The organism is Gallaecimonas aegicerasi (genome assembly GCF_045291545.1).
Classification (GTDB): Bacteria; Pseudomonadota; Gammaproteobacteria; order Enterobacterales; family Gallaecimonadaceae; genus Gallaecimonas.
The window spans coordinates 2,266,667-2,291,879 of record NZ_CP149514.1 but is presented as its reverse complement, the minus strand read 5'-3'; the positions used below and the strand labels follow the sequence as shown (position 1 = coordinate 2,291,879).

The 25,213-nt window shown below is 52.6% G+C and carries 19 protein-coding genes, 4 tRNA genes and 3 rRNA genes; 22 read left to right on the top strand and 4 right to left on the bottom strand.

Going from position 1 to position 25,213, the window contains the following annotated elements; genetic code table 11:
- Window positions 1-2: 2 nt before the first annotated feature.
- The 3 genes from WDB70_RS11275 to WDB70_RS11265 are packed head-to-tail and all read left to right on the top strand — an operon-like array spanning window position 3 to window position 4,217.
- Window positions 3-3,521, top strand: coding sequence for a hypothetical protein (locus WDB70_RS11275; RefSeq protein WP_406664370.1), 3,519 nt, complete (start codon window positions 3-5; stop codon window positions 3,519-3,521).
- Window positions 3,518-3,937 (top strand): type IV pilin protein, encoded by a 420-nt coding sequence (locus WDB70_RS11270; RefSeq protein WP_406664368.1) that lies wholly within the window; start codon window positions 3,518-3,520, stop codon window positions 3,935-3,937. Before WDB70_RS11275 ends, WDB70_RS11270 begins: the two co-directional genes overlap by 4 nt.
- Window positions 3,924-4,217, top strand: coding sequence for a TapY2 family type IVa secretion system protein (locus tag WDB70_RS11265; protein ID WP_406664366.1), 294 nt, complete (start codon window positions 3,924-3,926; stop codon window positions 4,215-4,217). Before WDB70_RS11270 ends, WDB70_RS11265 begins: the two co-directional genes overlap by 14 nt.
- Here the strand turns inward: WDB70_RS11265 and WDB70_RS11260 are convergent, their stop codons facing one another.
- Window positions 4,218-4,751: a GspH/FimT family pseudopilin gene (locus WDB70_RS11260; RefSeq protein WP_406664364.1), complete on the bottom strand. Its 534-nt coding sequence runs from the start codon at window positions 4,749-4,751 to the stop codon at window positions 4,218-4,220.
- Between the two features lie 63 nt (window positions 4,752-4,814).
- Entirely contained in the window at window positions 4,815-5,186 is a 372-nt protein-coding gene (locus tag WDB70_RS11255; RefSeq protein ID WP_406664362.1) for a type IV pilin protein, read from the bottom strand.
- A 70-nt stretch (window positions 5,187-5,256) separates the two neighbouring features.
- Between WDB70_RS11255 and WDB70_RS11250 the strand changes: the two genes are divergently transcribed.
- From WDB70_RS11250 to glnB, 5 genes are all read left to right on the top strand, one after another.
- Window positions 5,257-5,832: a Tfp pilus assembly protein FimT/FimU gene (locus WDB70_RS11250; protein WP_406664360.1), complete on the top strand. Its 576-nt coding sequence runs from the start codon at window positions 5,257-5,259 to the stop codon at window positions 5,830-5,832.
- Window positions 5,826-6,455 carry a prepilin-type N-terminal cleavage/methylation domain-containing protein gene (locus tag WDB70_RS11245; RefSeq protein WP_406664358.1) on the top strand — a complete coding sequence of 210 codons (630 nt, stop codon included), beginning with the start codon at window positions 5,826-5,828 and terminating at the stop codon, window positions 6,453-6,455. The genes WDB70_RS11250 and WDB70_RS11245 overlap by 7 nt, the downstream gene beginning before the upstream one ends.
- A gap of 7 nt (window positions 6,456-6,462) precedes the next feature.
- Window positions 6,463-7,563, top strand: a complete 1,101-nt coding sequence (locus tag WDB70_RS11240) for a PilX N-terminal domain-containing pilus assembly protein (protein ID WP_406664356.1) — start codon at window positions 6,463-6,465, stop codon at window positions 7,561-7,563.
- The gene (locus WDB70_RS11235) at window positions 7,563-9,101 is read left to right on the top strand and encodes a prepilin-type N-terminal cleavage/methylation domain-containing protein (RefSeq protein WP_406664354.1); all 1,539 of its coding nucleotides are present in this window, start codon (window positions 7,563-7,565) and stop codon (window positions 9,099-9,101) included. The genes WDB70_RS11240 and WDB70_RS11235 overlap by 1 nt, the downstream gene beginning before the upstream one ends.
- A gap of 69 nt (window positions 9,102-9,170) precedes the next feature.
- A complete protein-coding gene (gene glnB / locus WDB70_RS11230) occupies window positions 9,171-9,509 on the top strand; it encodes a nitrogen regulatory protein P-II (RefSeq protein WP_406664352.1) in 339 nt (112 codons plus the stop codon).
- Between the two features lie 24 nt (window positions 9,510-9,533).
- Here glnB and WDB70_RS11225 read toward each other — a convergent pair whose 3' ends face one another.
- Window positions 9,534-10,292 (bottom strand): outer membrane protein assembly factor BamD, encoded by a 759-nt coding sequence (locus WDB70_RS11225; protein WP_406664350.1) that lies wholly within the window; start codon window positions 10,290-10,292, stop codon window positions 9,534-9,536.
- 127 nt (window positions 10,293-10,419) lie between these two features.
- Between WDB70_RS11225 and rluD the strand changes: the two genes are divergently transcribed.
- The 3 genes from rluD to clpB all read left to right on the top strand — a co-directional run bounded on the left by rluD (window position 10,420) and on the right by clpB (window position 14,736).
- Window positions 10,420-11,385 (top strand): 23S rRNA pseudouridine(1911/1915/1917) synthase RluD, encoded by a 966-nt coding sequence (rluD, locus tag WDB70_RS11220; RefSeq protein ID WP_406664348.1) that lies wholly within the window; start codon window positions 10,420-10,422, stop codon window positions 11,383-11,385.
- Complete coding sequence (pgeF, locus tag WDB70_RS11215) at window positions 11,375-12,100, top strand: peptidoglycan editing factor PgeF (RefSeq protein WP_406664346.1); 726 nt, start codon at window positions 11,375-11,377, stop codon at window positions 12,098-12,100. The genes rluD and pgeF overlap by 11 nt, the downstream gene beginning before the upstream one ends.
- 62 nt (window positions 12,101-12,162) lie before the next feature.
- Window positions 12,163-14,736, top strand: coding sequence for an ATP-dependent chaperone ClpB (clpB, locus tag WDB70_RS11210; RefSeq protein ID WP_406664343.1), 2,574 nt, complete (start codon window positions 12,163-12,165; stop codon window positions 14,734-14,736).
- 28 nt (window positions 14,737-14,764) lie between these two features.
- Here clpB and WDB70_RS11205 read toward each other — a convergent pair whose 3' ends face one another.
- Window positions 14,765-15,223 (bottom strand): DUF4124 domain-containing protein, encoded by a 459-nt coding sequence (locus WDB70_RS11205; RefSeq protein WP_406664341.1) that lies wholly within the window; start codon window positions 15,221-15,223, stop codon window positions 14,765-14,767.
- A gap of 91 nt (window positions 15,224-15,314) precedes the next feature.
- Between WDB70_RS11205 and pssA the strand changes: the two genes are divergently transcribed.
- The 11 genes from pssA to WDB70_RS11150 all read left to right on the top strand — a co-directional run bounded on the left by pssA (window position 15,315) and on the right by WDB70_RS11150 (window position 25,212).
- The gene (gene pssA / locus WDB70_RS11200; RefSeq protein ID WP_406664339.1) at window positions 15,315-16,118 is read left to right on the top strand and encodes a CDP-diacylglycerol--serine O-phosphatidyltransferase; all 804 of its coding nucleotides are present in this window, start codon (window positions 15,315-15,317) and stop codon (window positions 16,116-16,118) included.
- A 363-nt stretch (window positions 16,119-16,481) separates the two neighbouring features.
- A 16S ribosomal RNA gene (locus WDB70_RS11195) occupies window positions 16,482-18,021 on the top strand.
- Between the two features lie 70 nt (window positions 18,022-18,091).
- Window positions 18,092-18,168: transfer RNA gene (locus WDB70_RS11190), tRNA-Ile, on the top strand.
- A gap of 10 nt (window positions 18,169-18,178) precedes the next feature.
- Window positions 18,179-18,254: transfer RNA gene (locus tag WDB70_RS11185), tRNA-Ala, on the top strand.
- A gap of 41 nt (window positions 18,255-18,295) precedes the next feature.
- Window positions 18,296-18,371, top strand: a tRNA-Glu gene (locus WDB70_RS11180).
- 222 nt (window positions 18,372-18,593) lie between these two features.
- Window positions 18,594-21,483 (top strand): 23S ribosomal RNA (locus tag WDB70_RS11175).
- Between the two features lie 115 nt (window positions 21,484-21,598).
- Window positions 21,599-21,713, top strand: a 5S ribosomal RNA gene (gene rrf, locus WDB70_RS11170).
- Together the 16S, 23S and 5S rRNA genes with 3 tRNA genes alongside form the textbook arrangement of a ribosomal RNA operon.
- Before the next feature lie 217 nt (window positions 21,714-21,930).
- Window positions 21,931-22,740 (top strand): HDOD domain-containing protein, encoded by an 810-nt coding sequence (locus WDB70_RS11165; protein ID WP_406664337.1) that lies wholly within the window; start codon window positions 21,931-21,933, stop codon window positions 22,738-22,740.
- 79 nt (window positions 22,741-22,819) lie between these two features.
- A tRNA-Trp gene (locus WDB70_RS11160) sits at window positions 22,820-22,895 on the top strand.
- A gap of 201 nt (window positions 22,896-23,096) precedes the next feature.
- The gene (locus WDB70_RS11155) at window positions 23,097-23,654 is read left to right on the top strand and encodes a hypothetical protein (RefSeq protein WP_406664335.1); all 558 of its coding nucleotides are present in this window, start codon (window positions 23,097-23,099) and stop codon (window positions 23,652-23,654) included.
- A 13-nt stretch (window positions 23,655-23,667) separates the two neighbouring features.
- Window positions 23,668-25,212 carry a tyrosinase family protein gene (locus WDB70_RS11150; protein WP_406664333.1) on the top strand — a complete coding sequence of 515 codons (1,545 nt, stop codon included), beginning with the start codon at window positions 23,668-23,670 and terminating at the stop codon, window positions 25,210-25,212.
- The last annotated feature ends 1 nt before the right edge of the window (window position 25,213 follow it).

Genomic DNA, 25,213 nt, shown 5'->3' with positions numbered 1-25,213 from the left:
AAATGAACCGTTTTCTCGTTTTTGTGGCATTTTTGCTGCTGCCGATTCTGGCAGCGCCACCGGCTCACTCGGAAGATATTGATCTATACGTATTGCGTAATGGTGGGGTGACGAATTATCGGCCGCAGGTGCTGATTATTTTTGATAACTCTGGATCCATGGGCGACATGATGGACACGGCCTATGACCAGTACGACCCAACGAAAACCTATGCACCTGTTGATGCTGCACATCAGTATCAGGACGATATTGTTTATTACATTCCTAATAGTGAATTAACTGGCTCGTTTGAAGTACCCCCGTTAGCCGACTTCGATACCAAAAAGCGGCGTTTTAATGTACTGGAGAACGGCTGTGCAGCCAGCTTGACCCCCTTAGCCAATCAGGGGCGTTACTCTGGCGTCATCAAGTATGTGAAATATCAGGGGCAGTCTGGGCAATGGTTGCCTTTGCCAAACAACTCGGGGCTGGGTAACAAGCCGGTAGTAGATTGTCTTGATGATTTTATGAATCATGACAGCACTAATGCGGCGGGTTACAGCTCTGGTTGGCCACGTACGACCCCTGCCAAGAACCAAGACCCCTATACGACTGATTTCTATCAAAGCGACTTCTGGAACTTTTATCGTAATCGCACCGGTTTTACCCTGTTTACAGCCAACTATTTGCGCTACATGGCACAGATTGATGCGGGCTGGTTGGATGGTCCAAAATCCAAACTACAAGTAGCGAAAGAAGCCGTCAGTGATTTAATTAACTCGTCTCCGGGTGTTGATTACGGCTTGGTTGTCTTTAACGAAAACAATAAAGATGATTTGACCACCTCGGAAGACTCCGGTGGCCGGGTAGTTAAGCGCATAAAAGATCGTAGTGACCTTAGTGGCTTTATCAGTACGGTTAATGCTCTGGGTGCTGATACCTTCACGCCGCTGTGTGAAACCATGTATGAAGTGAAAAAATACTTCGGTGGTGAAGCGGTCTGGTTTGGTAATCATAATGAGGCAAAATTAGATCCACCTAAGGATTCTACTGCTGATTCTGGCGGTACCTATATCTCTCCTTTCACTACCTGCCAGGATAAAATCTATGTGGTGCTGGTTACTGATGGTCAGCCGACCAAAGATCATCGCGCCGACAATGCAGTCAGTGCGTTGCCCGGTGTAGGAGGTCCTTACACCTACAGCTATTCGGGCTGGAATGGTGGCACTTACACTGATACCACCATGTTGCCCCCTCTGGCAGCATGGATGCATACGCATGACTTGAATCCGAACCTGGCAGGAACTCAGACCACGGATTTATACACAGTTGGCTTTGGTTTAGACCAAGGAGATAGTGCCGAACCCATTTTGAAAGAAGCAGCCAAGGTGGGGGGTGGTAAATACTTTGCTGCCAGTAAAGCCTCTGATCTGAGTGCTGCCCTGCAAAAAATCATTGCCGAGGTGTCGACTAAGTCATCTGCGTTCACTTCGCCTTCAATCGCTGCTAACAACTTTGACCGGACGCGCTCGCTGAATTCCATCTACTACGCCATGTTTTTGCCGTCAGCGGGTCCCCGCTGGATAGGTAACATCAAAAAACTGGAAGTCACTAACAACAATGACATTGTTGATGTGAATGGTAAAAGTGCCATTACTGCGTCCGGTGATATTGATGAAACGGCACAAACGTTCTGGAGCTCCGTCGTTGACGGTAATGACACCCGTGCTGGTGGTGTCAACCAGTACATGGTGGCGCAGGCGAAAAGTAAGACCCGCAAGCTCCTCACCGACACGCCTAACGGCATTGAAGCGCTGACGCACAGTGCTCTGTTAAAAAATGCTGCCAGTGAGGCTGACTTAGCAACCTTACTGGATATGCCTGATTCCGAAATCGACAACACCATGAACTGGTTGTACGGCTATGACGTGGATGACGACAACAAGGACGGCTCAACTACCGATATTCGCCCTGAGTTGATGGGGGACCCATTGCACTCAAAACCACTGGCCATTAACTATGGCGCCAGTGGCAATCAGGCCAATGTGCATCTGTTGGTAGGGACTAATCAGGGTTCTGTCGAGATGTTCCAGGATAATGGCAGCACTGTTGAAGAGAACTGGGCCTATTTTCCGTTTAAGGAACTCCATAAGGCTTATAAGCTGCGGGTGAACAGCGAGAGTGACACCAAGGTTTACTCCATGGACTTGTCACCGGCGGCTTATGTCTATGACCATAACGACAACGGCATCATTGAGACCTCGGACGGCGATAAAGTCTGGGCGTACATAGGCCAGCGCCGCGGTGGCCGCGCCTACTATGGTTTGGATATCAGTAACCCCGACAGCCCTTCCCGACTATGGCGAATTGACAATACTAGTGCCGGGATGAGCGAACTGGGGCAAACCTGGTCTGTGCCAGTGATTGCTCATATCCCGGGCCATACGGGGCCAGTGCTTATCTTTGGGGCTGGTTATGATCCAGCAACAGACAGTGGTGCGGCCACATCGGCAACCTCCGGCAGGGGAGTCTTTATTGTCGATGCCAAAACTGGTGCCTTGGTGTGGAGTGCCACCCCGGCAGCCACCAGTGCGACCAATTTGCAGGTGCCTTTTACGGCTTCCATTCCTAACAAGGTGGCCGCGCTGGACAGTGATCGGGATGGCTTGATCGACCGTCTCTACCTCAGTGATACAGCAGGTAATATCTGGCGGGTGGATATGCCTTCAGCCCAGCCGTTTGGTACTAACCCTTGGACGGTCTATAAACTGGCTAGCCTGGGGGGGACTTCCGGTACTGCAACCGATCGCCGCTTCTATTCCGGGCCGACGGTAGTACAAACACAATACACGCAAACGGTAACAACCACGGTTACAAACCCGGATGGCAGCACGTCATCGCAAGTTACTACTCAGCTGTTGCCTTTCGACGCGGTGCTACTGGGCAGTGGTAAGCGCCCCGATCCATTGGGGACAACCGTCTCGAACAAGCTCTTTATGCTGCGGGATACCAATATCGTTACTCGTTCGGCAACAGCCAGTAATACACCGGCACCCATCACGTTGGCGAACCTGTATGACATGAGCGGTCAGCCCTTTACCAGCACCATGACTGCCGCAGATCGGCAAACACAGGAGCTGGCTTTGGGGTCGTCAGAAGGGTGGTTCTTCGATTTGACCCACACGGGGGAAAAAGCGCTGTCTACACCTTTGGTTATTGACGGTGTGGCTTATTTCACCACCTTTACTCCGCCAGGGGTGCCGGATCCTAATTCTGATACCTGTTTGATACCAGGGATGGGGCGGCTCTATGCGTTGGACTTGCACCATGGCTTTAATGCCTACAACTGGGGCGTGGTGGATATTCCCGGTAAGCTGCCCGATACACCGGTAGTTCATGCAGGGGTGGATGCAAACGGTGACAGTGTTATCCGTATCATTGGTGTTGGCCGAGTCGACACGCCGGATGGTCCGCGTCCGACATTACCGATTAATGTCTCCATGGCGCCAAGCCGAATTTATTACTACGTGGGTGAACGATGAAAGCGTTAAGGACAACAGGCTTTACGTTAATAGAACTGATGGTCACAGTGGCGGTGGTGGCTATTTTGGCTGCCATTGCCTATCCGTCCTATACCAGCTATATCGCGAAGTCTAACCGTGCCGAAGCGCAGACCGAACTGATGCGCCTGGCGGCGCTGGAAGAGCAGTACCGGGTTGATCATCGTACTTACACGGCGGATTTGACAAAACTAGGGTCCCCTGCCAGTGGTTACACCGTCGCTAAAGGCAGTTTTACTATTACCGCGGCAGCCGGCACAGACAGCCTGACCCTGACGGCGACAGCATCTAGCCGTCAGGCCAGTCAAGACAGCAACTGTGCAGTAATGGCTATTGATGAAAATGGCCAGAAGACATCGAAAAACAGCAGTAACGGGAGTTCTAATGGGTGTTGGTAAACTGATGTTCGCCGCCGCCGCGGTTGTTATATCTGCTGGCGCTCAGGCGAAAAGCGTAGAATATAAATGCTACCTGCAACTCAATGGCAAGCAGGAGAAAATAGTCCACTTTATCAAGCGTAGCGAAGAGCAGGCTAAAGCGCTGGTGTTCGGCTTGCCACATACCAAATTAGATTGGCCGGGTAAGCCTGTCATCACCAAGGTGTTCGAGTGTGTTTCTGTGAAAACAGCTTTTCATTCAGCCCGGGCGCGGGCGCTTGAAGCTAAAGCGCCGCGCTGATCAATGACAGTCAATGGAGGCGCCAGCGTCATCATCACGCACGCCGTCGTCATTGTCGTCAGTGGCGGTGCGGCTGCGCCCTGACAGGGTAATCACAACACCGTTATACAAGGTATTGTCAGACCCTTCGCACAACTCGACAGTACCGGGTGTAGAAGCCAGAGTGCCATCGGCGGTGTAGCGAATACTGCTTTGGCTGAAGTAGCGGGTGAGGGTGGTGGCGCCCATGGTCAGTAGAGTTTCGTCGCTGCCATCTTTTTGGCCGTTACCATTGGTGTCTGCAAAAGCGGTAATTTCCTTGCCCCAGCTGCTCGTACAACTACTGCCACTTAGCGGGCAAACAACCACCGGCACCTGATAACTCAAAGCATAATTGCGGGCCGTAACCAACAAGGACTGCAGTTCACTCGCTTGGCTGGACAACTGGTTGTCCCGGAAGAAACGACTCAGTGACGGGTAACTGATAGTGACCAGAATACCGGCAACCAGCAACGTCACCATCAACTCCACTAAAGTGAAACCCCGTTGTTTCATCCCTTCCCCAGACTCTTTTTTGATTACCTTGATGTAACCAACTTTGCCAGTGGTTTTGGTGACTTACCAGCAACTTGGCGGATTTTTTACATCATTGTGATCCACGGTTAGCGTTGTACAGGGGGTGTCTTGTTGCTGCGGCCCCACTGCACTTGCCTGCAAAGTATAGGTGGTCTCGGCAACGTTTCGGACGGCAAACTGATAGTAGGGATTATCTAAAACGCTAAGTTGTTCAGGATCTTCGGCAAAAAGACCGTTTCGTAAGCGGTATTGTTCTTGCGCCAACTGCAACATCAAAAGCTGGCTCTGGGCCTCGGCTCTGCGGCCTTTTAGTATAAATTGCTGATAACTGGGGTAGGCGATAACAGCGATAATGGCCATTATCGCCAGAGTAATTAATAACTCCAAAAGAGTAATGCCGTGCATTTCTTTCATCGTTGCATCCTTGCCTGAGCGTCTATACTGGAACTGTTGAACAAAATATAGACACTTTCGGGGGTGGGCGATGGAACGCTCGCATCACGTAAAGGGACTGACATTACCCGAGTTGTTGCTAACCACAGCGCTAGTGGCTGTGTTGGCGGCGGTTGCCATTCCTTCCTATGTACATCTGAACAAGCAGCGGCAGCTTGAGCAGGCAACTGAAACACTGCGAAGTCAGGTGCAAATGGCCAAGGTGGAAGCTTTTCGCCGTGGCCGAGACATCACTGTCTTTTTGTCACACCGAGGTGGCTGGTGTGCCGGTTTAACCGACACTGCGCTAAATCGCGGCAATGATTGCGATTGTGACGCGCTGGCAATGGCCTCTGAGCAAGCCAACTGTACCTTGGGAAATCCTGCCCTTATTCGCACTGTAGGTAGCGAGCGTTACCCGCACATTACCGTTACTTCTAACTTTCGCGACAACGCCGTCGTACTGAAAGCGCGAAATCGCGGGGCTGGCAGTCTCAGTGGTGGCTTGAATGCCGGTCGCTTTAATTTGCAGATGGCAGGGGAAGATGAAGGGCGCTGTGTGCTGGTGTCAGCGTTAGCACGTGTTCGCACCTGCCTGCTGGATGCAAAGGGAGATTGCGTATGCTGAGCCATAAACGGCAGTCAGGTAACAGTCTCAGTGAGCTGATGGTGGCCATGGCGTTGGGGTTGCTGGTGATGCTGGCAGCTACCAGCCTGTTTGCTGCCACTTTGGGGGCCAGCAAACTGTCGTTGAAAATGACTGTGTTACGTAACGAGCTGGCAACGGTTGCACACCTACTCAGTGATGATATCCGTCGGGCCGGTTTTAATGGCAAGGCGACGTCGGCTCTTGGCCAGGGTGGCTGCACAGATCATGAAACGCAATGCCCCTTTTCGTTCCAGGCGGTGCGCGATCTGGATGAGCATTGCCTGATCGCCCGTACTGATGCTGATAACGACGGTCATTTTGATCAAACTGATACCGCCGAAGTCAGAGGATATGTGTTTGCTAACAACACATTGTATTTTATCAAATATTTCTATGGTACTCCCAGCTGCCATGGCCGCTACCTGCGAGAGTCACTGACCTGGAAAACGGACGTCAAACTCACCGAGGTTCGGTTTAGCTTACTGGCTGATAGTAGCGGAGGGCACTCTGTTGCAATCAAAGTCAGTGGCCATAGTCAGAGCGAGCCGGGTGTCATGATGACGCTGAACCAGCAAGTGAGGCTGCGTAATGATGCGCGCTGAAACAGGTATGATGACCTTGGCTGTGGTGCTGATCATGATGACGCTGGTAGTAGGCATTACCGCTTTTACGACGCGTATGGCGGTCACCAAGCAGCGTATGATGCGAGCGGAACAGCAGTATTTGTTGGCTTTTGAAGCGGCGGAAAGTGGCCTGAGTTATGCCACTGCGCAGTTGCAGCGCCAGCCCTCTGCTGCGACTACCACCTTTACCTTCAGCAGCAGTGATAGTGGTAACCCACAAGGGCGCTTTACGGTATCTGCGCAACCGGCAGAGGCCAGTTTTATTGGCGCCGGGGGCAACACTGTTACCTACCCGGTCAGTGAGCTAGTAGCTCAGGGAATTGCGCCTGATGGCAGCACCACTAGTGAGCATCGCTTAACAGTAGTGGCGTCTCCTATTGTGAGCCAGCCCCCTTCTGTGCCTCTGATGGTGGCGGGGCAACTAAGCTTGGCTGGACAGGCTCATATAGCGGCCAGCGCGGATGCGGCAGGTTCAGGAGTGGCGCTTTCTATTTGGTCAGCGGCCAGTGTGGCACTACCCGGTACTTTTACCAGTTGTGGGCAGCAGGAGTGGCAAGCTGCCGGTTGCAGCCAAGCCAGTTACTCCCAAGGCATGAGTTCAGGGAGTGATATTTTGGCTAACAGTAATGCCTTCCCTGACGATCTATTTCAGGCCACTTTCGGACTGCCAGCTAATCAATGGCAGCAGTTGGCTGTTGATGCCCAAGTGGTTGCTGATGACTGTACTGCTTTAAAGCCTGGGCAAACGGGGTTAGTGGTGATCACTGGTAATTGCCAGCTAGCTGTTGATCTGGGACAACCAGCCACACCTGTCTTGTTGCTGGTGGTAAACGGTAATCTGAACTTTAGCGGTAACCGGCAATTTTACGGTGTCGTTTTCAGTTTTCATACCGAGCCGTCACAGAGCTCGGTCATCAGCATTGATGGTACAGCCAGCATTGCGGGAGCCTTACTGGCCAATCATGATGTTGCAGTGAGTAGCGGTGTTTTGAAAGTACGGTATCAGCCGGAGCTACTGAATAATCTGGGTCACTCATCTGAATTTCTGCGTGCTTGGGCCCTGCCTGGCAGCTGGAGGGACTGGTGATGCAGCGGCCTAGTCGTGGCTTCGGGCTGATTGAAGTGATGATTGCCATGCTGATTGTCAGCATTGGTGTTGCCGGTGTCATGGCTTACCAGAAAACGCTGTTACGTGAGGCCGGTACCGATATTCAGCAGACCACGGCAGTGAGCCTTGCCCAGGGGATGCTGGCGCGGTTACGGCATCAGGGGGCCGATTTAGCGGGTTATCTACAAATGCAGTCAGGGCAGGAGCAACTGACGCTATCAGGTACGACTTATCAGCGGCGCTGGACGGTGACGCCGCAGTATTTTGCGGGGGGAGGGTCTAACACTACCGGGCAGCATTACCCGCATCAACAACAGCTTTTTGTGGAGATTAGCTGGGCACAGGGTGAGCAATCACTGATGCTGTCATCCTCGCTGGCAGCGCCATCTGTTGCGTCACCTCAAAACTTACTGGCGGCGCCCGCCATGGCCGCGTTACCAAGTGTGCTACAGCCGCCTGACAGTGCGTCAGATACCTTGGCTATTGTCCTGAATGAGAGCAGTACCGAGGGATTACGGCGCCAGACCAGTCAGGTTAAAACTACTGACTTGGCCACATCAGGGGACTGGCTTAGCCAGTTTTCTACGGTGACGTTTGATGAGCAGAACAAGACCTTACGCCGCGACGACTTTGCGACCCTAAGCTGTCGTTGCCAGCTAAATGAGGCGGGCTATGGTGCAACACCAACACGTATTCGCCCAGACAGCTCCAGCACCGGATTACGTGCGGAGGTGGGTGAGGTTGTCAGCAAGCACAGTGGCGTCAGCAGTGACGAGACATCATCTTACTGTGCTCGTTGTTGTCGCGACCACCACGATCGTACCGGCCATGCCGATTTCCCCTATGATCCGCCACGGGGTATTGGCCACGGCCATTACCTGTTTGCCGGCGCAGATTTCAATCCTTTTACTAGTGCCACGCTGACAGCGGGAGATTTTCAACCCGTACTGACTGGCGCCTATCTCGAAGCCTGTCGAATGTTGCGAGTGAAAGGTTACTACCGCGTGTTACCGGACTGGCAGTTGCTCGAAGTCGTAATGATACCTGCAGCGTGGTTTGCCAAGCCTGAGAATCAAGCGCGTTACCAGCGGTTTGTATTGGCACGTGTCAAAGATGCCATTACCGGCTCGCAAAACGCCGATAAAACCACGCTGGTGCGCTCACTGACTAGTGCTGGGCGTAGCAGGGTACTGTTACGAGGCATTTATCTGGAGCATCTCAGTGATGCCGACCATGTTGATTTGGCAGCCCGGCTTAGCAGCCCTCAATGGCCGGCCAGGGTGCCCTTTTATGAACTGGAGTTGAGCCAGCTGGCATATTGGCAAAGCTCCGGCCAAGGGGTGGCGGTAGAACACTACGACAGCAAGGTTTACGTACAGGTTGGCAACGCCGCCAGTGCGGTTGTCATGGCACGTATTGGTAGCAGTAACAGTGCGTTGACGCAGAGCTTGCCCACTGATCTGGCGGATGCCCAGCAGTGGCATCAAGATCAGTTATCTGTCGATATAAGCCCCTGAAACATTGTGATGGCTAGGTGCAAACCGCTATGCTTGGCGGTAGGCAAACGTGTCCATGTGGTTAGGAAAATGAAGAAAATCGAAGCCATCATCAAGCCCTTTAAACTCGATGACGTGCGTGAAGCGCTGGCGGAAGTTGGGATCACCGGTATGACGGTGACCGAAGTCAAAGGGTTTGGTCGCCAGAAAGGGCATACCGAACTTTACCGCGGTGCTGAGTACATGGTGGACTTTTTGCCCAAGGTGAAGCTTGAGCTTGTTGTCGGCGATGAAGAAGTCGAGCGTTGCATTGATGCCATTATGCAAACGGCTCAAACCGGCAAAATTGGTGATGGCAAGATTTTTGTGACCGCTGTGGAACGGGTGATTCGCATTCGTACCGGTGAGGAAAACGAAGAAGCGGTATAAAAAAGCGGCCTGAAGGCCGCTTTTTTATTTCACCAGACTGTTGTCCGGGTAGTTCTTTTTCAGCACAGCCAATGCGTGCTGTTTCAACTCATCAATACCCAGTTTGTCGTAGCAGGTGACCAGTAGTACCAAGGCATCTTCTTGTGCCTTGGTACCGGCGTAGTTATCGACAACATCCTGAGCTCGATTCGCCGCAGCAACCCAAGCGTTACGCTTCACATAGTAACGGGCAACGGCCAGCTGATAGTTGGCCAGGCGGCTTTTCAAAAACAGCATGCGCTTTTGCGCGTCAGCAGCATACTTGGAGTGCGGATAGCGTTTGAGCAGCGTCGCAAAATCATTGAATGCTGCCTTGGTATTCGACGGATCCTTATCGGTATGCTTCACCCACAGCAGCTCTTGGAAGAAATTATGATCCATTGCCATGTGGTTCAGACCGCGCATGTAATAGGCGTAGTCCAGATCAGCATGCTGCGGATTGAGCTTGATAAAGCGGTCGATGATTGAAATGGCAGAGCTGTAATCGCCTTTTTTATAATAGGCATACATCAAATCCAGCTGTACCTGGTGCGAGTAAGGGCCAAACGGATAGCGTGAGTCCAGGCTTTCCAGCTGTTTAACCGCTTTATTAAAATTCCCGGAAGCCATGGCCGACTGTGCGGCCTCAAAACTCACCTGTGGTGACGACTTGAGCGCTTTGTCATCTTTACTGCTGGCACACCCGCCTAACGCCAGGCCCAGAGCCAGAAGCAGGGGGATACCATATCCTTTTTTATTCATCATGCTCGATTCTTTCCCGTACCGTTTTGTCGAAGCCACTGTGTTCAGCGCCAAAGGGGAGTAAACTATCCGTTTTGGCGCATTCTAACCCACTACCCTGTTCTGTCACAGGGGCCACAACGAGTCTTCTATGCGTGAAGTAATTGCATTGACTGCACAAGCCAGTAGTCAACACCTTGGCTTACGCTTGGATCAGGTGTTGGCCGATTTGTTCCCCGACCATTCCCGATCCCGCTTAAAAGAATGGATCCTGGCCGGTAATGTCACCCTTGATGGTGATGTTATCGACAAACCCCGGCACAAGATGCTGGGCTTGGAAACCATTGCCATTGAAGCTGAAGTGGAGGCTGATCCTCGTTTTGAGGCTCAGGATATCAGCCTCAATATTGTCTTTGAAGATGAGCACATTCTGGTGCTTAACAAACCGGCCGGGCTGGTAGTGCACCCTGGAGCAGGCAATGCCGACGGTACCCTATTGAATGCCTTGTTGCACCATTATCCGCAGATTGCGGTCGTGCCTCGGGCAGGAATTGTGCACCGTCTTGATAAAGACACCACCGGTCTGATGGTGGTGGCGAAAACATTGGCAGCCCAAACCCACTTGGTGGAAAAGCTGCAGGCGCGAGATATCACCCGCGAGTATGAAGCCTTGGCTATTGGCCTGATGACCGCCGGTGGTAGTGTTGATGCTGCCATTGGTCGTCATCCAACCAAACGTACTCACATGGCAGTGGTTCGAGACGGTAAGCCTGCTGTCACCCACTATCGAGTGGCTGAAAAATTTCGGTTGCATACCCGCCTGCGGTTACGCCTGGAGTCGGGTAGGACACACCAAATCCGGGTGCACATGACGCACATTGGTCACCCCTTGGTGGGCGACCCGCTATACGGCGGCCGGGCCCGTTTACCCAAAGGGGCGGACGCAGATACACAGCAACAGTTGCGTGACTTCCCCCGCCAGGCCCTGCACGCCGCGCGGTTGATTTTGGCGCACCCGGTATCGGGCGAACGAATGGAATGGCAGGCGCCAATACCGGATGATATGCAGGCGCTGTATGCCTTGTTGCGAGACGATTTGGCTAACCATGGCGGTTAATTCCATCAATGGTGTTTTTGCCGACAACATCAGCGCCTGGTTCACCGATCGCCTTGGTGGTGTCAGTAAGGGGCCATACCACGGCTTTAACGTTGGCGACCATGTGGCTGATGTACCGTCGCGTGTGGCGTATAACCGCCGCTTGCTGTTATGGCAAAGCGGCTTAGTGACGGAGCCGGCGTGGCTGGAGCAGGTGCACAGTAATACAGTACTGCGTTTGCCTGGTACGGCTTCTGCTTGCGCCGATGGCGCTGTGAGCAATGCGATGGGGCAGGCACTGGTGGTGATGACAGCTGACTGCTTGCCGGTATTGCTGGCCAGTCAGGATGGCCAGCATATTGGCGTGGCGCATGCCGGTTGGCGAGGTCTGGCTGCCGGCGTTATCGAGAACGCTGTGACCAGCATGGCTGTCGCCCCGGTCAAGCTGACGGCCTGGCTTGGCCCCTGTATCGGCCCCCGGGCTTTTGAAGTGGGTACAGAAGTACGGGATGCTTTTGTTACCCGGCAGCCTGAGGCGGCCTCAGCTTTTGTCCAGCATGGTGCGCGTTACCTCGCTGACCTGCAGCAACTGGCTCGCCAGCGTCTGCAACATCTGGGAGTGCGCGATATCCATCAGGACAGTTCCTGCACTTACCAGCAACGTCAGCGCTTTTTCTCTTACCGCCGGGACGGCCAGTGCGGGCGCATGGCATTTGTGATTGTTCGTAAAAAGTGACTTGAAAAATCCTCTCTGAGCTACCACATAGTCAGTAACTCACTGAATTATTGGAGGCCCGGATGCACCCTGAACGATTTACCAGCAAATTTCAGCTGGCTTTGTCCGACGCACAGTCCTTGGCACTGGGTCGAGACAATCAATTCATCGAACCTGCACACCTGATGATGGCACTCATCAATCAGGATAGTAGTGTGGTTAAGTCTTTATTTTCCCAGAATAATGTGGACTTTAACCGGTTTCGCTCGGAACTTGGCGAAGTACTGGAAAGGCTGCCCAAGGTCGAAGGTACCGGTGGTGAAGTGCAGGTGTCACGCGCGTTAGCAAACCTGCTGAACCTCTGTGACAAACTGGCTCAAAAACGTAAAGACAAGTTTATTTCTTCGGAATTGTTTGTCTTGGCGGCCCTGGATGATCAGGGTGAACTGGGTAGCCTGTTGAAAAAGCACCACCTCAGTAAAGAAAAGGTGGAGCAGTCCATTGAGCTGTTACGTGGTGGCCAGAAAGTGGATGACCCGAACGCCGAGGATACCCGCCAGTCGCTGGAACGCTACACCATTGATCTGACTGAACGGGCCGAGCAAGGCAAGTTGGACCCGGTGATCGGCCGTGACGAAGAAATCCGTCGCGCTATTCAGGTACTGCAGCGGCGCACCAAGAACAACCCGGTACTGATCGGCGAACCCGGGGTCGGTAAAACGGCCATTGTCGAAGGGCTGGCACAGCGCATCATCAATGGTGAAGTCCCCGAAGGTTTGAAGAATAAACGGGTGTTGTCACTGGACTTGGGCGCACTGCTGGCCGGCGCCAAATACCGTGGTGAATTTGAAGAGCGCCTCAAGGCGCTGCTCAATGAACTGGCCAAAGAAGAAGGCAATGTCATTCTGTTTATTGATGAGTTGCACACCATGGTAGGGGCAGGTAAAGCCGATGGCGCTATGGATGCCGGCAACATGCTCAAGCCGGCTCTGGCCCGCGGTGAGCTGCACTGCATGGGTGCCACTACGCTGGATGAATACCGCCAGTACATTGAAAAAGATGCAGCGCTGGAGCGCCGTTTCCAAAAGGTACTGGTCGATGAGCCCAGTGTTGAAGATACCATCGCGATTTTGCGGGGGCTCAAAGAGCGCTACGAGTTGCACCACAGCGTTGAGATCACCGATCCGGCGATTGTTGCCGCAGCAAACCTGTCGCATCGCTACATTACTGACCGACAACTGCCCGACAAAGCCATTGATCTGATTGACGAAGCGGCCTCCAGCATTCGCATGCAGATCGACTCCAAGCCGGAAGAGTTGGACCGCCTGGAGCGGCGTATGATCCAGTTAAAACTGGAACGTCAGGCGTTGGTTAAAGAAGCCGATGAGGCCTCGAAAAAACGTCTGGCCCTACTGGATGAAGAGCTGGCCGACTTGGATGGGCGCTTTGAAGAGCTCGATGAAATCTGGAAAGGCGAGAAAGCGGCGCTATCTGGAACTCAGCAAATAAAGGCGCAACTGGAACAGGCCCGCCAGGAGCTGGATGTTGCTCGCCGGGCTGCTAACTACGAGCGTATGTCCGAGCTTCAGTATGGCCGTATACCAGAGCTTGAAAAACAGCTTGATCTGGCCAGTGCTGCAGAAATGCAGGAAATGAAACTACTGAAAAACCGCGTTACTGACAGTGAAATCGCTGAGGTAGTGTCGCGTTGGACTGGTATTCCGGTTGCCAAGATGCTCGAAGGCGAGCGGGAAAAACTGTTGCAAATGGAAGCCAATTTGCATCAGCGGGTCGTCGGTCAGGAAGAAGCCGTCAGTGCTGTGGCCAATGCTATTCGTCGTAGCCGGGCCGGGCTGTCTGATCCGCGTCGGCCTATTGGCTCCTTTTTGTTCCTGGGGCCAACCGGTGTTGGTAAAACTGAGCTATGTAAGGCGTTAGCTCAGTTCCTGTTTGACACCGAGGAAGCCATGGTGCGCCTCGATATGTCCGAGTTTATGGAAAAACACGCCGTATCACGGCTGGTAGGGGCGCCTCCAGGGTATGTTGGTTACGAAGAGGGTGGCTATTTGACCGAAGCAGTGCGCCGTCGTCCTTATTCGGTGATTTTGCTTGATGAGGTAGAAAAAGCGCACCCGGATGTATTCAACATGCTGCTGCAAGTTCTTGATGACGGCCGCCTGACGGATAGCCAGGGGCGCACCGTGGACTTTCGCAATACGGTGGTGATTATGACCTCGAACTTGGGCTCAGATCGTATTCAGGAACACGCGGGTGAGAAAGACTACGACGTCATGAAAGCGATGGTGATGGATGTGGTTGCCCACCATTTCCGTCCAGAGTTTATTAACCGGATTGATGAAACGGTGGTATTTCATCCGCTTAGCAACAGCATCATCCGTCAGATAGCGGACATCCAGCTGGCTAACTTGAAAGCCCGCTTGGCCGAGCGAGACTTTGAACTGGTGTTGACCGATGCTGCCATGGCGCAGTTGGCCGAAGCCGGTTTTGACCCGTTGTTTGGCGCGCGGCCGCTCAAGCGAGCCATCCAGAATCGGCTGGAGAACCCGCTGGCAAACCGCATTCTCAAAGGAGAGTTGGTGCCCGGCAAACCTATCCATGTGGATGCCGGGGAAACTGAGCTGCAACTGACGCAATAAACCTCAAAGGCCGGCATTGCCGGCCTTTTTATTGATCTTTACAGGCTTCTTTTATCTGCTGCTGGTACTGCTTTATTTGTGCCTGCTTTTCCTGTTCAGACAAAAATCGGTACTCGCCGTTACTTTGCTTGATACGAACCCGATCAAAGCTTTGCAGTACATTGAGGTTTTTCTTGGCCTGCTCACAAGCCTGTTGTAATTGCTGCTTGATGTTGGTCAGTGCGCCATCGTTAGACTTGGGCTCTGACGTTTTTTCCGGCTGCGGAGTCGCTTTTGCATCTTGCTCGGGAGCCGGGCTGGCGGCCAGTGGCACGTCAATATTGATTTTTTGCGCAGCAATACCAGCGGGAGGGGTTTGGGCAAAATGCACATTGCCTTGTTCATCAACCCACCGGTAAACGGTGTTTTTGTCATTGTCTGTAGCTGTTGAAGCGGCGGCAGCAAAGGCGACCAAGCAGCCAAGCACAACCAGAAACTGTTTCAACATTGTCTCTCTCCTACCATCTTGGGGGCGGCCAAGCGGCTGTGATATCGTATTCAGTCTAACCCTCATGGCGACGCCAAGCGAGATTTCCATAATGAGTGAGCAACAGCCTAACGACACCCCTCGGGGTAAAGGCATTTACCTGCTTCCCAATTTATTTACCACCGCCGGGCTATTTTCCGGTTTCTATGCCGTTATTGCGTCTATGCAAGGGCACTTTACTGCCGCGGCTGTAGCCGTATTTGTTGCCATGCTGTTTGACAGCTTCGATGGCCGCATAGCCCGTATGACCAATACCCAAAGTGCCTTTGGTGCTGAGTATGATTCCATGGCAGATATGGTTTCCTTTGGTGTGGCACCTGCCTTGGTCGCGTATAACTGGGCGCTATCCGGTTTAGGCAAAGTCGGCTGGTTGGCGGCATTCATCTATACCGTCGGAGCAGCCTTACGGTTGGCCCGTTTCAATACGCAGGTGGGTATTGCCGATAAGCGCTACTTCCAGGGACTGGCGAGCCCAGCGGCGGCGGCCATTGTTGTTGGTCTGGTTTGGGTAGGCAGTGACTTTGATATACCAGGGCACACTATTTCCTGGCTGGTGGCAGTGATCACTTTCCTGGCCGGGGTATTAATGGTGTCTAACTTTCGTTATCCCTCCTTTAAAGAGGTGGCGTGGAAAGAAAAAGTCTCCTTCCTGGCTATTCTCATCGTGGTTGGAGTCTTGGTTGTGGTGTCACTGCAACCGGCTTTGGTGCTGTTTACGGTCTTTACGCTTTACGCCATCTCGGGTCCGGTGATCACCATCCGTTCCGTCAAGGAATTAAAAATGGAGCATGTGGTGGGAGATAATAGCGATGCCGACTTTGAAAAAAGTGATGACGACGAAAGCAAAAGCAACTAAAGCTGAATGAAATACAAGCAAAAAGGGGCGTTGACGCCCCTTTTTGCTTAGATATCCAGCAGTCACGCGAAAAGAGTGGAAAAGAGCGTTGACAGCCAGTCTCACAGCAGTAGAATGCGCCTCGCTTCGAACGACAACGCCGGTTAAGGTCAGTTGCTTCAAAGCCCTGGTGAGCAAAGCGCTTGACAGGTGTTCTGGAAGCGGTAGAATGCGCTTCCTCGCTCAGCAAGAGCGACGTTCTTTAACAAGATAATCCAAGTAATCTGTGTGGGCACTCGCAGAGGGTACATCTCAAAAAATTGAGATTTACTCGATGACTGCGAAGTGTTCAACACTTCAGCAATTCATTGAGCATCAAACTTTTAATTGAAGAGTTTGATCATGGCTCAGATTGAACGCTGGCGGCAGGCCTAACACATGCAAGTCGAGCGGTAACATTTCTAGCTTGCTAGAAGATGACGAGCGGCGGACGGGTGAGTAAAGCGTAGGGAGCTGCCCGATAGAGGGGGATAACCATTGGAAACGATGGCTAATACCGCATAATGTCTACGGACCAAAGAGGGGGACCTTCGGGCCTCTTGCTATCGGATGCGCCTACGTGGGATTAGCTAGTTGGTGAGGTAACGGCTCACCAAGGCGACGATCCCTAGCTGGTTTGAGAGGATGATCAGCCACACTGGGACTGAGACACGGCCCAGACTCCTACGGGAGGCAGCAGTGGGGAATATTGGACAATGGGGGCAACCCTGATCCAGCCATGCCGCGTGTGTGAAGAAGGCCTTCGGGTTGTAAAGCACTTTCAGCGAGGAGGAAAGGCGAGTGGTTAATAACCGCTTGCTGTGACGTTACTCGCAGAAGAAGCACCGGCTAACTCCGTGCCAGCAGCCGCGGTAATACGGAGGGTGCGAGCGTTAATCGGAATTACTGGGCGTAAAGGGCACGCAGGCGGCCTGTTAAGTTAGATGTGAAAGCCCCGGGCTTAACCTGGGAATGGCATTTAAGACTGGCAGGCTAGAGTCTTGGAGAGGGGGGTGGAATTTCCGGTGTAGCGGTGAAATGCGTAGAGATCGGAAGGAACATCAGTGGCGAAGGCGACCCCCTGGCCAAAGACTGACGCTCATGTGCGAAAGCGTGGGGAGCAAACAGGATTAGATACCCTGGTAGTCCACGCCGTAAACGATGTCAACTTGGGGTCTGTGGTCATGCACTGTGGATCCCGGAGCTAACGCGTTAAGTTGACCGCCTGGGGAGTACGGCCGCAAGGTTAAAACTCAAATGAATTGACGGGGGCCCGCACAAGCGGTGGAGCATGTGGTTTAATTCGATGCAACGCGAAGAACCTTACCTACTCTTGACATCCAGAGAACTTTGCAGAGATGCATTGGTGCCTTCGGGAACTCTGAGACAGGTGCTGCATGGCTGTCGTCAGCTCGTGTTGTGAAATGTTGGGTTAAGTCCCGCAACGAGCGCAACCCCTATCCTTTGTTGCCAGCGATCAGGTCGGGAACTCAAAGGAGACTGCCGGTGATAAACCGGAGGAAGGTGGGGACGACGTCAAGTCATCATGGCCCTTACGAGTAGGGCTACACACGTGCTACAATGGCGCGTACAGAGGGAAGCGACCTCGCGAGAGCAAGCGGATCCCAAAAAGCGCGTCGTAGTCCGGATCGGAGTCTGCAACTCGACTCCGTGAAGTCGGAATCGCTAGTAATCGTGGATCAGAATGCCACGGTGAATACGTTCCCGGGCCTTGTACACACCGCCCGTCACACCATGGGAGTGGGCTGCACCAGAAGTAGATAGCTTAACCTTCGGGAGGGCGTTTACCACGGTGTGGTTCATGACTGGGGTGAAGTCGTAACAAGGTAGCCGTAGGGGAACCTGCGGCTGGATCACCTCCTTACTAAAAGAGGCGTACTGTTTGCGCAGTGTCCACACAGATTACTTGGATGAGTAAGAGCGAATACAGGTGTGGGTCTGTAGCTCAGCTGGTTAGAGCGCACCCCTGATAAGGGTGAGGTCGGTGGTTCAAGTCCACTCAGACCCACCACACTTTATATGGGGCTATAGCTCAGCTGGGAGAGCGCCTGCTTTGCACGCAGGAGGTCAGCGGTTCGATCCCGCTTAGCTCCACCATTTAGTGTTTGTGGTTGCAACAGCAGCCCACCATGATTGAAGTCCCCTTCGTCTAGAGGCCTAGGACACCGCCCTTTCACGGCGGTAACAGGGGTTCGAATCCCCTAGGGGACGCCATTTATGTGTTTGCTCGAGAAATGCCTAAGTTAAATCGTCAGATTTACCTTAGGCTTTTTTAAGCCTTGCTCTTTAACAATTCGGAAAGCTGATAACACTGCAATTTAAATGAGACTCTCAGTTTTACTTGAGCGTCCGGCGAAAAAACCAGGTGTTAGTCACATACGGACATGCTCATTCGTGAGGATGTGTTCGCGCAAGCGAAACCCTTAGGGGTTGTATGGTTAAGTGACTAAGCGTACAGGGTGGATGCCTAGGCAGTTGGAGGCGATGAAGGACGTGCTAATCTGCGATAAGCGTTGGCGAGGTGATAAGACCCGCATGAGCCAACGATTTCCGAATGGGGAAACCCACTTGCATAAGCAAGTATCGTTACGTGAATACATAGCGTAACGAGGCGAACCGGGAGAACTGAAACATCTAAGTACCCCGAGGAAAAGAAATCAAACGAGATTTCCTCAGTAGCGGCGAGCGAACGGGAAAGAGCCCAGTGTGTTTATCAGCAGTTGGTATAGTGGAAGGCTCTGGAAAGTGCCGCGATAGAGGGTGATAGTCCCGTACACGAAATGCCAGCTGTTGTTGCATACGAAGAGTAGGTCGGGACACGTGGTATCTTGACTGAATATGGGGGGACCATCCTCCAAGGCTAAATACTCCCAACTGACCGATAGTGAACCAGTACCGTGAGGGAAAGGCGAAAAGAACCCCGGCGAGGGGAGTGAAATAGAACCTGAAACCCTGTACGTACAAGCAGTAGGAGCACCTTCGGGTGTGACTGCGTACCTTTTGTATAATGGGTCAGCGACTTATGTTTTGTGGCGAGGTTAACCAAATAGGGGAGCCGTAGGGAAACCGAGTCTTAACTGGGCGTCCAGTCGCAAGGCATAGACCCGAAACCCGGTGATCTAGTCATGGGCAGGTTGAAGGTTGGGTAACACCAACTGGAGGACCGAACCCACTACTGTTGCAAAAGTAGGGGATGACCTGTGATTAGGGGTGAAAGGCCAATCAAACCGGGAGATAGCTGGTTCTCCTCGAAAGCTATTTAGGTAGCGCCTCGGACGAATACCTTGGGGGGTAGAGCACTGTTTGGGCTAGGGGGTCATCCCGACTTACCAAACCCATGCAAACTCCGAATACCCAAGAGTACTATCCGGGAGACAGACGGCGGGTGCTAACGTCCGTCGTCAAAAGGGAAACAACCCAGACCGCCAGCTAAGGTCCCCAAGTCATAGCTAAGTGGGAAACGATGTGGAAAGGCTCAGACAGCTAGGAGGTTGGCTTAGAAGCAGCCACCCTTTAAAGAAAGCGTAATAGCTCACTAGTCGAGTCGGTCTGCGCGGAAGATGTAACGGGGCTAAGCTATGCACCGAAGCTGCGGACTCCTACGGGAGTGGTAGAGGAGCGTTGTGTAAGCTGTTGAAGGTGTGCCGGGAGGCATGCTGGAGGTATCACAAGTGCGAATGCTGACATGAGTAACGTTAATGGGGGTGAAAAACCTCCACGCCGGAAGACCAAGGGTTCCTGTCCAACGTTAATCGGGGCAGGGTGAGTCGGCTCCTAAGGCGAGGGCGAAAGCCGTAGTCGATGGGAAACAGATTAATATTTCTGTACTTCTGCGCAATGCGAAGGGGGGACGGAGAAGGCTAGGCAGGCATGGCGTTGGTTGTCCATGTGAAAGTGCGTAGGCTGAGGACTTAGGCAAATCCGGGTCCTTAAGGTCGAGACACGAGACGAGTTGCTACGGCAACGAAGCTGTTGATGCCACGCTTCCAGGAAAAGCCTCTAAGCGTCAGTTGCGCAGGAACCGTACCCCAAACCAACACTGGTGGTCAGGTAGAGAATACTAAGGCGCTTGAGAGAACTCGGGTGAAGGAACTAGGCAAAATAGTACCGTAACTTCGGGAGAAGGTACGCTGCTGACGGTGAAGACTTCGCGTCGTAAGCTGTTGGCAGCCGCAGTGACCAGGTGGCTGGGACTGTTTATCAAAAACACAGCACTGTGCAAACTCGAAAGAGGACGTATACGGTGTGACACCTGCCCGGTGCCGGAAGGTTAATTGATGGGGTTAGCCGTAAGGTGAAGCTCTTGATCGAAGCCCCGGTAAACGGCGGCCGTAACTATAACGGTCCTAAGGTAGCGAAATTCCTTGTCGGGTAAGTTCCGACCTGCACGAATGGTGTAACCATGGCCACGCTGTCTCCATCCGAGACTCAGTGAAATTGAAATCGCTGTGAAGATGCAGTGTACCCGCGGCTAGACGGAAAGACCCCGTGAACCTTTACTACAGCTTGACACTGAACATTGAGCCTACATGTGTAGGATAGGTGGGAGGCTATGAAGCACGTACGCCAGTATGTGTGGAGCCAACCTTGAAATACCACCCTTGTATGTTTGATGTTCTAACCTCGGCCCATTATCTGGGTTAGGGACAGTGTCTGGTGGGTAGTTTGACTGGGGCGGTCTCCTCCCAAAGTGTAACGGAGGAGCACGAAGGTTGGCTAATCCTGGTCGGACATCAGGAGGTTAGTGCAATGGCATAAGCCAGCTTAACTGCGAGACAGACACGTCGAGCAGATACGAAAGTAGGTCATAGTGATCCGGTGGTTCTGAATGGAAGGGCCATCGCTCAACGGATAAAAGGTACTCCGGGGATAACAGGCTGATACCGCCCAAGAGTTCATATCGACGGCGGTGTTTGGCACCTCGATGTCGGCTCATCACATCCTGGGGCTGAAGTCGGTCCCAAGGGTATGGCTGTTCGCCATTTAAAGTGGTACGCGAGCTGGGTTCAGAACGTCGTGAGACAGTTCGGTCCCTATCTGCCGTGGGCGTTGGATGATTGAAGGGAGTTGCTCCTAGTACGAGAGGACCGGAGTGAACGAACCTCTGGTGTTCGGGTTGTCACGCCAGTGGCACTGCCCGGTAGCTAAGTTCGGAATCGATAACCGCTGAAAGCATCTAAGCGGGAAGCGAGCCCTGAGATGAGTCATCCCTGAGACTTCGAGTCTCCTAAAGGGTCGTTGAAGACCACAACGTTGATAGGCTGGGTGTGTAAGCGTAGTGATACGTTGAGCTAACCAGTACTAATTGCCCGTGAGGCTTAACCATACAACACCCAAAGGGTTTTGTAGGGCGCCAAGCAAGACTGAGAATCTAAGCATTGTTATCAGCTTTAATCCGAATTGAATGAGTTGGCTCATATGAGCGGACTCCAACAAATTCGCCTGGCGGCAATAGCGCTGTGGAACCACCTGACTCCATTCCGAACTCAGCAGTGAAACGCAGTTGCGCCGATGGTAGTGTGGCATTCGCCATGTGAGAGTAGGTCACTGCCAGGCACCTAATACACGAGAAGGCCCAGTCTAACGACTGGGCCTTTTTCGTTTTCAATGGTTTGAGCTTAATATCACCAACAGACGTATTGGAAAAGGCTGCTAAGTGTGGTGATAAAGCGCTGGTGCCAGTATGGCGTATGCCTTAAGGTTAAAACAGCAGCATAACAACATCATTGAAAGACCATAATAACCATAACGAGCAAGATGCCAGAGGATCTCCATGCAACTAAAAGACTGCTTTTCGAAGCCACATCTATTGCCGCACATGCCAGAGGTTGTGCAGGATCTAATTGCTACGTTTGAGCAGCCTGATCCGGACTTTCATCGTATTATTACGGACTTTAGCAAGGACCCGGTGTTATCAGCTAAGGTGCTGAGACTGGCGAACTCCGCTCGTTTTGGCGGCGTTAGAGAAATTTCTTCGGTACGGGATGCATCCTTGCGGTTAGGTCTGGATCGTCTGCGGACATTGATTATTGCATCCGGGCTGACTTGTGCCACCGAGTCTGTCAAAGGTATCGATATCAAAGCGTTCTGGAAGCAAAGCTTCATGACCGCTGAAGCCTGTCGGTTGCTGTCTGAGGCTGCTCATTTACCTGGAGAGCAGCATTTTACCTGCGGTATGTTGCATGATCTGGGGATGTTGATTCTGGTGCTGACCTTCCCAGATACAGCTGATGATGTCAGGGCCTTGGCTCAGCGCCAGGGGCGGTTGGATGCTGAACGAACGTTGCTGGGTTTTTCGACGGCGGATATCGGCGCTGAATTAGCCAATCAATGGCGCTTCCCAGATGTGATTATTCAAGGGATCAAAAAACAGTTTGCACCATTGGCTGAAAAGCCCTTTAGTGCTGAAGCCGCTGTACTCTATCTCAGTAAGTGGTTACTGGCGCAGCCGACCTTGCCTGAACAAGCACCGGAGATCTGGCCACAAAAAACCGCTGAAGCGTTGGGGCTGGACTGGCCGACATTGACCAGTGTTTACCAGCAGCTACAAGAAGAAGACAGCCCATTTCTCAACGCCGTATAAAAAGACAGCATTCAGATATTTTTGTGAGGGAAAAGCCTTTACCTGTATGCCCTAACCGCTATAATGGCAACCGCTTTACAGGGGCGTAGTTCAATTGGTAGAGCGTCGGTCTCCAAAACCGAAAGTTGGGGGTTCGAGTCCCTCCGCCCCTGCCATACAAAACAAAAAAGCCTGCTCATTTGAGCAGGCTTTTTTGTTTTGTATGGCCCAGGATAAAAATCCCCACCCGTGCTTTTACTTAAAGCGCAGTTCTATGCTGAATCGCCGTAATTAACCTAATGGTCATTTGACCACCATTTGTTTATCCTCTATGTTGGTTGTACACAGGTAGTATTACCTTTAGGTAGAGGATGACCATGACAATGCAGGGACGCTGGGTATATGCCGTCGGTATGATTGGCCTTGTAGTGCAATGGCTATGGGCCTGGCAGCTGATGCCGGCGTATTCTTGGCTGTTTCTTCTCACTGGCATCTTCTTTGCCATCAATCCGAAAACCTTAGGAATGGTAGCCCAATGTGGCTTGATCACCTGGAGTCTTGGTGGGGCTGCAATGGTGATCGGCTCTTGGTTGGTTAAAGTTCATCACCCTGCGTTGATGAGTTTGCCCAGCCTCATGATGGTGCCGGCCTGTGTCATTGCCTGCTGGTTGCTCTGTGGGCATCAGCACGCTTGGTCAGTGCAATTGTTACTGCACTTACCTGCCGCAGCACTGATGTTGGTAGGTATGGGGCTGACTCACCACTGGCTACCTTCGCAAATGATGTCGCTGCCGTTGCTGCACCACATCCTGATGACACTGGGGATGACGGTCGGCGACATGCTCGGACTGTGGCTCGGCGGAGTATTGGTGGCCAGCTGGAAGCCGACCGCCGGGCTTACTCTATGGGCGCCTCGGCGCCGTCTTATTCGCTAACAAGGACTCTGTTATGTCATCACTGAACACGCGCTATTCCGTACGGGAATTACAGCAGCAATACGACGCCGGTAATAAGCAACCCTTGGAGGATTTGCTGCGGGCATGGATTGGCATCAAGGCGCTGCCACCGGAAGATTTGAACTCCTTTTTTGTTCTTGGCGGTTACCACGGCGAACCTTTTGCCGGCCAAGGCGCTACTGATCCGTCTTACTGGGGTGGCTACTGTAACCACGGTAATGTGCTTTTTCCTACCTGGCACCGGGTCTATGTATGGCGCATTGAAAAAGCCCTGCAGTCAATCGTGCCGGGTGTCACCATGCCATATTGGGACGAGACCAGTGAGCAAACCCGGATGCAGGGGATCCCGTCTATTCTGACCGCGCAAAAGGTTGAGCTGGATGGCAAGCAAGTCGACAACCCCTTGCGCTCTTATGTGCTGCAAAAAGCGGTCAATGACGCGGTAGCCGGTGATGACAAGCGCTACAGCAAACCGGCGGGCTATGAAACCGTGCGCTATCCGTTGTCGGGCCTGGTAGGTACAGCCGAGGCACAAGCACAAACGGAAATGCATAATGCCAAGTTCAAAGATCCAGTGACCAACACCAACCTACTCAATAGCAACGTTGTTGCCTGGCTCAAAGGCGGCCCGGTCACCAACAGCGATCCTCACCCGTTAAAAGGCGGTGTTTACTGGCAATTTGAAACCTGCCTGGACGCGCCAAATTATACGGCTTTTTCCAATACCACCTCAGCGGCTGCCTGGACCAAAGAATACAAGGTTAAGACAGTGCCGCTGGAACAGCCTCACAATGATATTCACCTAGCGGTAGGCGGCTTTGACGTTTACAACGAAGGCGAATTCGGTCAGATAAGTGGCGCTAACGGCGACATGGGTGAGAACAACACGGCTGGCCTCGACCCAATTTTCTTTTTCCACCACTGTAATGTCGATCGGATGTTCTGGCTCTGGCAGCAACAGACCGGCCATACTGATTCGTTCGATATTATCGCCGGTTATGCCGGTACCAGCGCTAACACTTTGCCACAGGGTGGCCAGGGCCCGGCGGTTGGCCAGGAGATGGGCGAAGAGCTGACCATGGATACACCTTTGTATCCTTTCATCAAAGATGCCACTGACCCCAACAGCTACTTTACCTCTCGCGATTGCATTAACAGTGAAAGCCAGCTGGGTGTGACTTACAGCGCCGGCTCTCTGGCCTCTGGCCAGCGCCTTTTTGCAAAAACCGCGAAGGCGGAGCAGCCGCTATTACGGGTGTGGGGTATTGACCGTAGTCTGCTCAGTGGTTCTTTTGTGATTAGCGCTTATGCCGACGTGGGCGGTAAGCAGATCCCGCTTGGCCATCACACGGTATTAAGTCGCTGGAACGTCAAGCATTGTAAGAACTGTCAGACTCACTTGGGTGTAGAAGCGTTCTTTGATCTCTCTGATCTCAGTGCTGATGAGTTGAGTAAGGCAACCTTCTCGGTGCATATCAATCATCGCCAAGATGCTCTGCCAGAAGCCTTGCAGTACCACACGGAAGTACTGCGCTGAT